General features: G+C 70.1%; 12 protein-coding genes. 9 read left to right on the top strand and 3 right to left on the bottom strand.

Annotated features, from left to right (window positions below):
- Positions 1 to 18 precede the first annotated feature (18 nt).
- The 5 genes from WQO_RS17420 to WQO_RS17400 all read left to right on the top strand — a co-directional run bounded on the left by WQO_RS17420 (position 19) and on the right by WQO_RS17400 (position 3,776).
- Positions 19 to 396 (top strand): phage holin family protein, encoded by a 378-nt coding sequence (locus tag WQO_RS17420; protein ID WP_010060467.1) that lies wholly within the window; start codon positions 19 to 21, stop codon positions 394 to 396.
- A 138-nt stretch (positions 397 to 534) separates the two neighbouring features.
- Positions 535 to 1,659, top strand: a complete 1,125-nt coding sequence (locus tag WQO_RS17415; RefSeq protein ID WP_010060466.1) for a cystathionine gamma-lyase — start codon at positions 535 to 537, stop codon at positions 1,657 to 1,659.
- A 44-nt stretch (positions 1,660 to 1,703) separates the two neighbouring features.
- Complete coding sequence (locus tag WQO_RS17410) at positions 1,704 to 2,183, top strand: NUDIX domain-containing protein (protein ID WP_010060465.1); 480 nt, start codon at positions 1,704 to 1,706, stop codon at positions 2,181 to 2,183.
- 119 nt (positions 2,184 to 2,302) lie between these two features.
- Positions 2,303 to 2,830 (top strand): hypothetical protein, encoded by a 528-nt coding sequence (locus WQO_RS17405; RefSeq protein ID WP_029182269.1) that lies wholly within the window; start codon positions 2,303 to 2,305, stop codon positions 2,828 to 2,830.
- A 4-nt stretch (positions 2,831 to 2,834) separates the two neighbouring features.
- The gene (locus WQO_RS17400; RefSeq protein WP_058954017.1) at positions 2,835 to 3,776 is read left to right on the top strand and encodes a GNAT family N-acetyltransferase; all 942 of its coding nucleotides are present in this window, start codon (positions 2,835 to 2,837) and stop codon (positions 3,774 to 3,776) included.
- A gap of 140 nt (positions 3,777 to 3,916) precedes the next feature.
- Here WQO_RS17400 and WQO_RS17395 read toward each other — a convergent pair whose 3' ends face one another.
- Entirely contained in the window at positions 3,917 to 5,128 is a 1,212-nt protein-coding gene (locus tag WQO_RS17395; RefSeq protein ID WP_010060460.1) for an MFS transporter, read from the bottom strand.
- Between the two features lie 140 nt (positions 5,129 to 5,268).
- Between WQO_RS17395 and WQO_RS17390 the strand changes: the two genes are divergently transcribed.
- Both WQO_RS17390 and WQO_RS17385 read left to right on the top strand, forming a co-directional pair.
- Positions 5,269 to 5,727, top strand: coding sequence for a MarR family winged helix-turn-helix transcriptional regulator (locus tag WQO_RS17390; protein ID WP_010060459.1), 459 nt, complete (start codon positions 5,269 to 5,271; stop codon positions 5,725 to 5,727).
- 41 nt (positions 5,728 to 5,768) lie between these two features.
- Complete coding sequence (locus WQO_RS17385) at positions 5,769 to 6,221, top strand: GNAT family N-acetyltransferase (protein WP_010060458.1); 453 nt, start codon at positions 5,769 to 5,771, stop codon at positions 6,219 to 6,221.
- A gap of 68 nt (positions 6,222 to 6,289) precedes the next feature.
- On the opposite strand, the gene WQO_RS17380 is transcribed toward WQO_RS17385, so the two are convergent.
- On the bottom strand, positions 6,290 to 7,666 hold the full coding sequence (locus WQO_RS17380) for a serine hydrolase domain-containing protein (protein WP_010060457.1): 1,377 nt from the start codon (positions 7,664 to 7,666) through the stop codon (positions 6,290 to 6,292).
- Between the two features lie 266 nt (positions 7,667 to 7,932).
- Here WQO_RS17380 and WQO_RS17375 point away from each other — a divergent pair, with 266 nt between their 5' ends.
- Positions 7,933 to 8,652 (top strand): dienelactone hydrolase family protein, encoded by a 720-nt coding sequence (locus WQO_RS17375; protein ID WP_010060456.1) that lies wholly within the window; start codon positions 7,933 to 7,935, stop codon positions 8,650 to 8,652.
- 6 nt (positions 8,653 to 8,658) lie between these two features.
- Here WQO_RS17375 and dnaB read toward each other — a convergent pair whose 3' ends face one another.
- A complete protein-coding gene (gene dnaB, locus WQO_RS17370; protein WP_193407278.1) occupies positions 8,659 to 10,116 on the bottom strand; it encodes a replicative DNA helicase in 1,458 nt (485 codons plus the stop codon).
- A gap of 475 nt (positions 10,117 to 10,591) precedes the next feature.
- Here dnaB and WQO_RS17365 point away from each other — a divergent pair, with 475 nt between their 5' ends.
- Complete coding sequence (locus tag WQO_RS17365) at positions 10,592 to 11,929, top strand: MATE family efflux transporter (RefSeq protein WP_010060452.1); 1,338 nt, start codon at positions 10,592 to 10,594, stop codon at positions 11,927 to 11,929.
- Positions 11,930 to 12,054 lie beyond the last annotated feature (125 nt).

Here is a 12,054-nt window from a genome sequence, read left to right as displayed (position 1 = left end):
TCTGCCACGATCAGACACATGAAGAATTTCGTAGTCAAGACGATCGCCAACGCGGGTGCGCTGGCCGTTGCCATCTGGCTGATCGGCAACATCACGCTGGAGGGCGGCAGCACGGGCCGGAAGGCCCTCACCCTGATCCTGGTGGCGCTGATCTTCGGGCTGGTGAACTCGCTGGTGAAGCCGGTGGTCCAGCTCCTGACCTTCCCGTTGTTCATCCTGACCCTGGGGCTGATCACCCTGGTGGTCAACGCCCTGATGCTGTTGCTGACCTCCTGGCTGGCCGGCGTGGTCGATCTCAGCTTCCACGTCGAGGGGTTCTGGACGGCGGTGCTCGGCGGACTGATCATCTCGGTCGTGTCCTGGGCGCTCAATGTCCTCCTGCCCGACGAGAACTGACCCGGGGATCCCGGGTTCCGGCACCCCCGGATCCCAGCAGTCGGGATTCCGGTACGCGGCCGGAGGCTGCTCCCGACCTCTCTGGAAGAGTGCAGGGGACACCGGTCTCCACCAGGGAGAACAGCGAAGGAGCAAGGCATGAGCACCATGGGCGACGGAACACGTGCGGTACGCGCCGGGCTTCCGGAACCGGAGCAGTTCGAACCCACGCTGCCCGGCCCCGTCTTCGCCGCGCACTTCCACCTCTCCGGTGAACCGGTGGGCCCGTACACCTACGGCCGGGAGACCAACCCGACCTGGACCCATCTGGAGCGGGCCATCGGTGAGCTGGAGGCTCCCGGCGAGGACGTGGGCACGACGGTGTTCGCCTCGGGCATGGCGGCGATCACCGCGGTGCTGCTCTCCCAGGTGCGCTCGGGCGACGCCGTGGTCCTGCCCGACGACGGCTACCAGGCGCTCCACCTCGTACGGGAGCAGCTGGCGGCGTACGGGGTCGAGGTCCGGACCGCACCGACCGGCGGCGACGCCCAGCTGGCCCTGCTGACCGGGGCGAAGCTCCTGTGGATCGAGAGCCCGTCCAACCCGGGCCTCGACGTCTGCGACATCCGGCGGCTGGTGGAGGCCGCGCACGCGGCGGGCGCCCTGGTCGCCGTCGACAACACCCTGGCAACCCCGATCGGCCAGCGCCCGCTGGAACTGGGCGCCGACTTCTCGGTCGCCAGTGACACCAAGGGCATGACCGGCCACGGCGACATCCTGCTCGGCCATGTGACCTGCCGCGAGCCCCGGCTGGCGGCGGACGTGCGGCGCTGGCGCAAGGTCGTCGGGGCGATCCCCGGACCGATGGAGGCCTGGCTCGCCCACCGCTCGCTGTCCACCCTCCAGCTGCGCATCGACCGGCAGTGCACCACCGCCCTCGCCCTCGCCGAGGCCCTGGCCAAGCGGACGGAGGTGACGGGCCTGCGGTACCCGGGGCTGCCCACCGACCCGTCGTACGCCGTCGCCACCCGTCAGATGCGGCGCTTCGGGTCCGTCGTCTCCTTCGAGCTGGCCGACCGGGACACCGCGGAACGCTTCCTTACCACGCTGCGCCTGGTCGACGACGCGACGAGCTTCGGCGGCGTCCGATCCACGGCGGAGCGCCGGGGCCGCTGGGGCGGCGACGCCGTCGCGGAGGGCTTCGTCCGTTTCTCGGTGGGCGCGGAAGACCCCGAGGACCTGCTCGCCGACGTCGAACAGGCGCTGGACGCGGCGGTCCGGTAGGCCGGGGGAGTTTCAGACGGCTCTCGGCGGGCCACTCTCTTGCCATGACCGAACGTCCTGTGGTCAAGCGCACCGCACGCGCCGTCCTGCTCGACGGCGACGATCTCATCCTGATCAAGCGCACGAAGCCGGGAGTCGATCCGTACTGGCTCACGCCCGGCGGCGGGGTAGAGCCGGAGGACGCCACCGTCGTCGACGCGCTGCACCGCGAGGTCGACGAGGAGCTCGGCGCCAAGATCGTCGATGTGGTCCCGTGCTTCGTCGACACCGTGGAGCACATCGCGGACGGCGGCGTGACGGGGGTGAAGGTCCAGCACTTCTTCGTCTGCCGGCTGGCGTCGATGGACGTCTCCCTGCGGCACGGTCCGGAGATCGACGAGCCCACCGGGGAGTACGAGATCGTCCGGGTGCCGTTCAGCCGGGTCGGGATCGCGGCCGTGCACCTCGTCCCGCTGTCCCTGAGGCACTACCTGGACGGCAACATCGAGGGCGTACGCGCGATGCACGCCCCCGACCTGGGCTGAAGTCCACGCGGCGGGGCCACGCCCCGGTACCGGCCGGGGCGTCTACTCCCGGGCCGGTACCCCTGGATACTCCCGCTGCGGGACGCCCCGGGACGGCCGGGCTCGACATCGTGTTTCACGTGAAACCACTCAAGCGCCCCGTACGCCGAGGGCTCCTCGTCGCCCATGTCGCCGTCTCCGTCAGCTGGCTCGGCCTGACCGTCGGCCTGCTGGCACTCGGCATCACCGCGTTCACCACCGGCGATCCCGCCACGGTGGGAGCCGCCACCCGGGCCATGAAGATCTTCGGGGACTGGCTGGTGGTTCCGGTGGCGCTGCTCGCCCTGGTCAGCGGCCTGGTGCTGGCGCTGGGCACCCCGTGGGGCCTGGCCCGGCATCGCTGGGTGTGGACCAAGTTCTGGCTGACCCTGATCACGACGGGTCTGTCGGTCTTCTCCCTGCGCCCCGGGATCGACGCGGCGCCCGCCGACAAAGCCGTCGACATCAACCTCGTGATCGCGCCGTCGGTGGCCACCGCCACCTATCTCCTCATCACCGCGATCTCGATCCTCAAGCCCTGGGGGCTCACCCGGCGCGGCAGGCGGTTGCGGTTCTCGGCCAGTTCCGTGAAATCGGTGGACGCGCGATCACCCCGTCAGACAGCCTGACCCCATGCACAGCCCTTCACCCCGCTCCCTCGTCGACCTGCCGATCCGACGCCTGAACCGGGGAGATCTGGTCCCCTGCGCCGATCTCTGCGAGGACCGCGGCTGGCCGCGCGACGAACACCGGTGGGGGCTGCTCCTCTCGGCCGGCACCGGGTACGGGATCGATGCCCCGGACGGCAAGGGGCTGGCGGCGACCTGCCTGACCATGCCCTACGGATCCGACTTCATCGCCGTCGGCATGATGCTCGTCGCCGGACGCTACGCACGACAGGGGATCGCCCGCCGGCTCATGCGGCATGTGATGGAGAGGGCGGGGGACACCCCGCTCACCCTGTACGCCACGGAGCAGGGACAGCCCCTCTACGAAGACCTCGGCTTCTCCCCCGTCGGCCGGGCCGAACGCGTCGGCGGCCGTTTCGAAGCGATCGGCTCCGGCGGCTCCCCCGCAGTCTCCACCTCTGCCTCCCCCTCCTCGTCGGCTGTCCCGGCGTCGGGGCTTCCGTCATCGGCCTCGTCCGTGACCACCCGGCCGGCCGCGGCGGACGATCTGCAGACGATGGTCCGGCTCGACCTCCCCGTGTTCGGCACCGACCGGACGCATCTCCTCGCCCGGCTGCCCGCCTTCTCCGACCGGCTCCAGGTCGCCGAGGAGCACGGCGAGCTGGTCGGCTACGCGGCGCTCTGGCCGAGCGGGCAGGCCGAGGTGGTGGGGCCGCTCATCGCCCGGGACACAGCCACCGCGCAGGCCCTGGTCGCGGCCCTGGCCGCCACGACGGACCGGCCGCTGCGGGCCGATGTCGACGCCCGGCACAAGGAACTGCTCGGCTGGCTGACGGAGCACGGCCTGGAGCCCCTCTCCCGGACCACCGTGATGACGTACGGCATCCCGGATCTGCCCGGTGACGCCGCCCGCAGGTACGCCCCGCTGACCGTCGCGACGGGCTGACACGCGAACAGCCGCACCGCCACGAGGACGGTGCGGCTGAATCCCTGCCGGGAGAAGCGCGGGGCGGCCGGTCCCCGGTGCGCGCCGCGGGGCGGCCGATCCGCAGTCCGGCCGGTGCGCGGGCGCGGAGGCGCCGGAGCTCAGTGCCGGGCAGCCACCACGGGGGCCGACTCGGGACTGCTCCCGGTGACGATCCGGCCCTTCCCGGTCTCCCGGCGCTCCAGGATGCTGGAGAGCACCGCCAGGACCAGCGCCGAGGCGGCGAGCGCCGCGCCGACCCAGTTGGGGGCCGTATAGCCGAGGCCGGCCGCGATGACGAGCCCGCCGAGCCAGGCGGACAGGGCGTTGCCGAGGTTGAAGGCCCCGATGTTGACCGCGGAGGCCAGCGTCGGCGCACCCGCCGCGTGATCGAGGACCCGCTTCTGCAGAGGCGGCACGGTCGCGAAGCCCAGAGCGCCGATCAGGACGATGGTGACGGCCGCGGCGACCTTGTGGTGAGCGGTCACGGTGAACAGACCGAGGACCACGGCGAGCGCGCCGAGCGACACGTACAGCAGGGGCATCAGACGGCGGTCGGCGAACTTCCCGCCGACCAGGTTGCCGCCCACCATGCCGAGGCCGAAGAGGACCAGCAGCCAGGTGACGGACGAGGCCGAGTAACCCGCGATCTCGGTCATCATCGGGGTGATGTAGGTGATCGCGGCGAAGACTCCGCCGAAGCCCAGGACGGTCATGGCCATCGCCAGCAGGACCTGGACGTTGCGGAACGCGGCCAGCTCGTGGCGGATGCGTACGCCTTCCGCCTTGGGCTGCTCCGGCACGAGCTTCGCGACGCCGAGCAGTCCCACGACGCCCAGGGCGGCGACGACGAGGAACGTGGTCCGCCAGCCCGCGGTCTGTCCGATGAACGTGCCGAGGGGAACGCCGACGACGTTGGCGACGGTGAGTCCGGTGAACATCATGGCGATGGCCCCGGCCTTCTTCTGCGGGGCGACCAGATCGGCCGCGACCACCGAGCCGATGCCGAAGAAGGCACCGTGTGCGAGGGAGGCGATCACGCGTCCGGCGAGCATGACGCCGAAGACCGGAGCGAGCGCGGAGACCACGTTGCCCGCGACGAACAGCCCCATGAGCAGCATCAGCATGCGCTTACGGGTGACACGGGTGCCCAGCAGCGTCATCAGTGGGGCTCCGAGGACCACACCGAGCGCGTAGCCGGTCACCAGGAAGCCCGCGGTCGGGATCGAGACCTGGAAATCACCGGCGACCTCGGGGAGCAACCCCATGATCACGAACTCGGTCGTTCCGATCCCGAATGCCCCGATGGCGAGAGCGAGGAGCGCTAGCGGCATGCGTTTGACCTTCCCTGGAGATTGCGTCTGCACCTTACAAGCGTCCACAATAATTGCAGGCGCAGGTTAATTGCAAGCGCGGGCTATTGCGGATGTCCTCTATCCTGGAGTCACACCGCTCCCGTACGGAGGAGAGAGACATGACAGCGACCGACCCGGCCCTGACCGCCATCGCCCAGAGCTGGTGCACGCTCTCGCTGCTCCACGGGAAGATCGAGGCCCGTATCGAGCGGGCCCTCCAGGCCGGTCACGGGCTCAGCGCACGCGAGTACTCCCTGCTCGACGTATTGAGCCGGCAGCACAGCGGGGTCGGCGGGCATCTCCAGATGAAGCAGGTCGCCGACGCCGTCGTCCTCAGCCAGAGCGCCACCACCCGGCTCGTCACCCGGCTCGAGGACCGTGGGCTGCTGACCCGGTATCTGTGCGACACCGACCGTCGGGGCATCTACACCGACGTCACCGAAGCCGGGCTCGCACTGCTGGAGGCCGCCCGGCCGACGAACGACAGCGCACTGCGGGCGGCCCTGGACGAGGCGGCGGAGAACCCGGAGCTCGCCCCTCTGGTCAGGGCGGTCGAAGAGCTGAAGGCACCGGTCTGACCGACCCTGGAGTCCCCGGCGCCCGCCCTAAGATGCCGATCATGAGCGATCTCGACATACGCCCCGCAACCCCGGACGACCTGCCCGAGGTCGTCGCGATGCTCGCCGACGACCCTCTGGGCGCGCAGCGCGAGTCACCGGACGACCTCACCCCGTACCAGGAAGCGCTCCAGCGGCTGGCCGAGGACCCGAACCAGCACGTGGTCGTCGCCGTACGCCAGGCCCGCGTCGTCGGCACCCTGCAGCTGACCATCATCCCGGGGTTGTCCCGCCGGGGCTCGACGCGCTCGATCATCGAGGGCGTCCGCATCCACGGCGACGAGCGGGGCAGTGGCCTCGGCACCCAGCTCATCCAGTGGGCGGTGGACGAATCCCGCCGCCAGAAGTGCCAGTTGGTGCAGCTGACCTCGGATGTCACCCGCGAGGACGCGCACCGCTTCTACGAGCGGCTCGGCTTCACGGCGAGCCATGTGGGCTTCAAGCTGGCGCTCTGACAGAAGGAGAGCGGGTGGGTGTTTCACGTGAAACACCCACCCGCTCTCTGCGCCCTGAGGCCCGGAGCTCAGCCACCGAGCCCGCGCCAGCCCTCCGCGCCCACGCCACCGGGCACGGCCGTCCCCGCCTCGTACGGCTCCCGTGTGAAGACGAACGAGCCGAGGTCGAGGTGGTCCACCGAGCCGTCGTCCTTGCGTACGACGCGCAGAGTCTCCCCCGCGTAGTAGTCGTTCTGGCCCGTCCAGGTGCCGTCCGGCCGGTACGTGAAGGCCGCGCCGCGCCCCTTGCCGCCGAGCGGCGTGAGCTGGATGCCCCGGTCCCCGGTGAGGCTCAGCGTGAACGTGCTGGTGCCCCAGTGCCAGACGCCGGTCAACGCGAGCAGTTCGTCGTCCACCTCGGGCAGCGGACGCCAGGGCTCCGGGATCCGCGGCTCGGCCTCGACGACGATGTTCAGGAGTTCGGCGGCCACTGTCGCGGCGGGCAGCCCGGAGGTGGCATTGGCGAGGGCGACCGCGGCCACGTCCTCCTCCTCGCACACCCAGAGGCCGGCGACGAATCCGGGTAGCGACCCCGAGTGCCCGAAGAGCACGCGTCCTTCGCCCCCGACGATCTGGAGCCCGAGACCGTAACCACTGGCGCCGATCTCGACCGGGGCGGCGGGCGTCCGCATCTCCCGTACGGAGGAGGCCGAGAGGACCCGGTCGTCGCCCCCGGCCAGGAAGGCGGCGAACCGCAGCAGATCCTCCACGGTCGACCAGAGCTGACCGGCGGGCGCCATGATCCCGAGATCCTCGGCGGGCTCGCTCAGCATCACGTCGGCCCAGGGGTGGACCGCCCAGCCGCCCGCGTGCGGTGTCACGGGGGCGCTCGTCGTCCGGTGCATGCCCAGCGGCTCCAGGATCTCCCGGCGCAGCGCCTCCTCCCAGGAGACACCGCGAACCGCTTCCACCAGCGAACCGAGCAGGGTGTAACCGGGGTTGGAGTAGTGATGACGATGCCCGGCCGGATGCATCTGCGGCCGGTCGCCCAGGACATCGGCGATCTCCGGCCGCAGGCTGCCGGGCGTCCGCTCCCACCAGGGGGCCGGCGTCTCGGCCCCCAGCCCCGCGCTGTGGCACAGCAGCTGGAAGACGGTCGCCCCGCCCACGCCCGTACCGGGAAGGTGCTTCTCCAGCGGGTCGTCCAGGTCGATCAGGCCCTCGTCCCGCAGCCGCAGCACCAGAACGGCCGTGAACGTCTTGGTGATCGAGCCGATCCGGTACTGCGTATCGGCGTCGGGAGCATGCCCGTCGACACACGTACGCGCCCCGCTCCATGCCGTACGCCCCTGCCTCCCCACCGCAGCCACGAGGGACGGAGCACGCCCGTCGCGCTGCGCGACGGCGATACGGTGCAGCAGGGCGCGCCGGGTACTGGGGAGCAGGTCTTCACCGAGAGAAGTCATGGCCCCACCCTTATCCGACCGGCCGCTCCTTGACGAACCCTTTTACCCGGAGTCGGGAAAGCGCGGGTCAAGAGCGCCGGGCGCCACGCTCCGGCTCGGGTGGTGTCATCGGGGTCACGCACGTCAGTATGAGGGCTGCACGAGGTCGTACCCGGTCAACTAGTGCAGCAAGCAGACGTGTTGACCACCCCGGACTTCGTCGCTCCGGCGAACGCCGAGGCACCGCGAACTCCCGAGAAGGAAGATCCGCCATTCCCACCAAGACCGTGCAGATCCCCACCACCGACGGCCTGGCCGACGCCTTCGCCGCCTACCCCGACCACGGCGAACGCCATCCCGGAGTGCTGATGTACCCGGACGCCTTCGGCATCCGGCCCGTCATCCGGGACCTGGCCGGCGAACTGGCCGGGCACGGGTACTACGTGCTCGTCCCCAACTTCTTCTACCGGGAAGGGCCGACACCGATCATCGACCTTCCCGCACACATCGGAGAAGCGGACCGGCCCGCGCTCATCGCCCGGCTGATGCCCCTGATCAAAGACATGACCCCCGAACGCACCCTGAGCGACGCCAACGCCTACCTCGGCTTTCTCACCGCCCAGCCCGAGGCAGGCGCGGGACCGGTCGCGGTGACCGGCTACTGCATCGGCGGTCTCCTGGCGACCCGCACCGCCGTGGCCCACCCCGGCCAGGTGGCCGCTCTCGCCGCGTTCCACGCCCCCGTCGCCGCCGACGGGCCCGAGAGCCTGCTCCGGCTCACCGCCGACGTCCACTTCGGCCATGCCGGGACGGACATCACCCCCGAGGCACTCGGCGAGCTGAACCAGTCGCTGCACGACGCGGGGATCGCCTACACCTCGGAGATCTACCCCGGCACCGTCCACGGCTTCACCATGTCCGACACCGACGCCTTCGACCCGGCCGGCCTGCGGCTCCACTGGGACCGCCTGCTCCCGCTCCTCACCCGCGCCCTGGCGAAGGGCTGAGCCCCGTCAGGTCTGCGCCATGTCCACGAAGCGGGAGTAGTGGCCCTGGAAGGCCACGGTGATGGTGGCCGTCGGGCCGTTACGGTGCTTGCCGACGATGATGTCGGCCTCGCCCGCGCGCGGTGACTCCTTCTCGTACGCGTCCTCGCGGTGGAGCAGGATGACCATGTCGGCGTCCTGCTCGATGGAGCCGGATTCACGCAGGTCGGACACCATCGGCTTCTTGTCCGTACGCTGCTCGGGGCCACGGTTCAGCTGCGAGAGCGCGATCACCGGGACCTCCAGCTCCTTGGCCAGCAGCTTCAGGTTTCGCGACATGTCCGAAACCTCCTGCTGACGGCTCTCGGACCGCTTCGATCCGCCGGCCTGCATCAGCTGCAGATAGTCGATGATCACGAGCTTGATGTCGTTGCGCTGCTTGAGCCGACGGCACTTCGCCCGGATCTCCATCATCGACAGGTTGGGGGAGTCGTCGATGTAGAGCGGGGCGGCCGAGACCTCGGGCATCCGGCGCGCGAGCCGCGTCCAGTCCTCGTCCGTCATCGTGCCGGACCGCATGTGGTGCAGGGCCACCCGCGCCTCGGCCGACAGCAGACGCATCGCGATCTCGTTGCGCCCCATTTCGAGGGAGAAGATGACGCTGGGCAGGTTGTTCTTGATCGACGCGGCGCGTGCGAAGTCCAGCGCGAGCGTGGACTTGCCCATCGCGGGGCGGGCCGCGATGACGATCATCTGGCCGGGGTGCATACCGTTCGTCAGGGCGTCGAGGTCCGTGAAGCCCGTCGGCACACCGGTCATCTCGCCGCTGCGCGAGCCGATGGCCTCGATCTCGTCGAGCGCGCCCTCCATGATGTCGCCGAGGGGGAGGTAGTCCTCGCTGGTGCGCTGCTCGGTGACCGCGTAGATCTCGGCCTGCGCGGAGTTGACGATCTCGTCGACGTCCCCGTCCGCCGCGTATCCCATCTGCGTGATCCTCGTGCCCGCCTCGACCAGCCGCCGCAGCACCGCCCGCTCGTGGACGATCTCTGCGTAGTACGAGGCGTTGGCCGCGGTGGGCACGGACTGCACCAGGGTGTGCAGATACGGCGCTCCGCCGACCTTGGTGATCTCTCCGCGCTTCACCAGCTCGGCGGCGACCGTGATGGGGTCGGCCGGCTCGCCCTTGGCGTAGAGGTCGAGGATCGCCGTGAAGACGGTCTCGTGGGCGGGGCGGTAGAAGTCGTGGCCCTTGATGACCTCGACGACCTCGGCGATCGCGTCCTTGGACAGCAGCATGCCGCCGAGGACCGACTGCTCGGCGTCGACATCCTGGGGCGGCACCCGTTCGAAACTGGGGGCGCCACTGTCCCAGGCCTCGTCCGAGCCGCGGTCATGGCGGTCCTCGCGCCCCTTGCGGTCCCCGCGACGCTGACGGGAGACAGGCAGACGGTCCCCGGGACCGGTCTCGGTCCAGGGGTCGTCCAAAGGCTCGGGAATGCTCACCGGGCCGCCTCCTCCCGTCCGCATCGCGGACCTAGCCGTGCCACTCTTTCTTACGGCACGGCACCGACAAACAGGTCGCCCGACTCCACTTCCGGCGCGTCTGGTTCGGTGGATTCCGGTGCCGGAACGGAGTGCGGGCGCCGCACCACGGTAGGCCCCTGGGCACCGTCAGCCAATCTGGTTATCCACAGGGCATGTGGACGACGGACCAGATGCTGTGGAGAACCCTGCCGAACCTGTGCACGGATCGGGGGACAGCGCTGTGGACAAACTCATAGCACTCCTACCGTGACCATCCTGACCTGCATGTTCTCCGTCCACTGACTGTGGGGGAGAAAAACTTCCGCCCTCATTTCAAGATCAGCGCAAACGGCACGGGACGGTTGGCCCCAGCGGGGTGCAGGTAAGGACCACTAGTCAATTGCATCTCTTACCTGTGGAAGATTAGATTGACCCCATGACCCAGGCCTCCGCGACCTCGAAGAACGGCCGCCGACGGCACGACCGCGAGATCATCGCCCTTGCCGTCCCGGCGTTCGGCGCACTCGTCGCCGAGCCCCTGTTCGTGATGGTCGACAGCGCCGTCGTCGGCCACCTCGGCACCCCCCAACTGGCCGGCCTCGGCATCGCCGCAGCCCTCCTGATGACGGCCGTGAGCATCTTTGTCTTCCTCGCCTACGCGACCACGGCGGCCGTCGCCCGCCGCGTGGGGGCGGGCGACCTGCCCGCCGCCATCCGCCAAGGCATGGACGGCATCTGGCTCGCCCTTCTGCTCGGAGCCGCCGTCGTCGCCCTCGCGATCCCGACGGCTCCCTGGCTCGTCGACGTCTTCGGCGCGTCCGACACCGCGGCCCCGTACGCCATCACGTATCTGAGGATCTCCATCCTCGGGATCCCGGCCATGCTCGTCGTGCTCGCCGCCACCGGCGTACTGCGCGGCCTCCAGGACACCCGCACCCCGCTCTACGTCGCCATCGGCGGTTTCACGGCGAACGCCGTCCTCAACGCGACCCTCGTCTACGGGGCCGGGCTCGGCATCGCAGGATCCGCGTGGGGAACGGTGATCGCGCAGGCGGGTATGGCCGCCGTCTATCTCGTCGTGGTGATCCGCGGAGCACGGAAGCACGGTGCGTCCCTGCGCCCCGACGCGGCCGGGATCAGGGCCAGCGCGCGCGCCGGCGTACCCCTGCTGATCCGGACCCTGTCCCTGCGCGCCGTCCTGATGATCGCCACCGCCGTCGCCGCCCGGCTCGGGGACGTCGACATCGCCGCGCACCAGATCATCCTCTCCCTCTGGAGCCTGACCGCCTTCGCGCTCGACGCCATCGCCATCGCGGGGCAGGCGATCATCGGCCGCTATCTCGGGGCGGACGATGAGAAGGGCGCACGCGAGGCCTGCCGCCGCATGGTCGAGTGGGGTATCGGCTGCGGCATCGTGCTCGGCGTCCTCATCGTGCTCGCCCGGCCGCTGTTCATCCCGCTCTTCACGAGCGACCCCTCGGTGAAGGACACCCTGCTCCCCGCGCTCCTGGTCGTGGCGGTCTCTCAGCCGATCGCCGGCGTGGTCTTCGTGCTGGACGGCGTCCTGATGGGAGCCGGTGACGGACGCTATCTCGCCTGGGCGATGCTGGTGACGCTCGCCGTCTTCGCTCCTGTCGCGCTCCTGGTGCCCACTCTCGGCGGCGGACTCACCGCGCTCTGGTGGGCGATGACCCTCATGATGACGGTCCGCCTGATCACGCTCTGGCTGCGGACCCGGTCGGGCCGGTGGATCGTGACCGGGGCCACCCGCTGATCAGCTGAATCCGCTGCCTGTTCCGAGGGTGCTGTTTCACGTGAAACAGCACCCTCGTTTCACGTGAAACACCGCGCCTGCGAACGCAGCGCATCCGGACACAGCGAAGGGCCGCACCCAGAGGG

Origin of the sequence: Streptomyces globisporus C-1027 (genome assembly GCF_000261345.2) — a bacterium.
GTDB lineage: Bacteria > Actinomycetota > Actinomycetes > Streptomycetales > Streptomycetaceae > Streptomyces > Streptomyces pakalii.
Note: the sequence above shows the minus strand (reverse complement) of the source record. Positions and strands in the feature narration are given on the sequence as shown.

Coding starts and splice junctions, on each gene's coding strand:
- WQO_RS17420 (WP_010060467.1), top strand. CDS start 19: ATGAAGAATTTCGTAGTCAAGACGATCGCCAACGCGGGTGCGCTGGCC.
- WQO_RS17415 (WP_010060466.1), top strand. CDS start 535: ATGAGCACCATGGGCGACGGAACACGTGCGGTACGCGCCGGGCTTCCG.
- WQO_RS17410 (WP_010060465.1), top strand. CDS start 1,704: ATGACCGAACGTCCTGTGGTCAAGCGCACCGCACGCGCCGTCCTGCTC.
- WQO_RS17400 (WP_058954017.1), top strand. CDS start 2,835: ATGCACAGCCCTTCACCCCGCTCCCTCGTCGACCTGCCGATCCGACGC.
- WQO_RS17395 (WP_010060460.1), bottom strand. CDS start 5,128: ATGCCGCTAGCGCTCCTCGCTCTCGCCATCGGGGCATTCGGGATCGGA.
- WQO_RS17390 (WP_010060459.1), top strand. CDS start 5,269: ATGACAGCGACCGACCCGGCCCTGACCGCCATCGCCCAGAGCTGGTGC.
- WQO_RS17385 (WP_010060458.1), top strand. CDS start 5,769: ATGAGCGATCTCGACATACGCCCCGCAACCCCGGACGACCTGCCCGAG.
- WQO_RS17380 (WP_010060457.1), bottom strand. CDS start 7,666: ATGACTTCTCTCGGTGAAGACCTGCTCCCCAGTACCCGGCGCGCCCTG.
- WQO_RS17365 (WP_010060452.1), top strand. CDS start 10,592: ATGACCCAGGCCTCCGCGACCTCGAAGAACGGCCGCCGACGGCACGAC.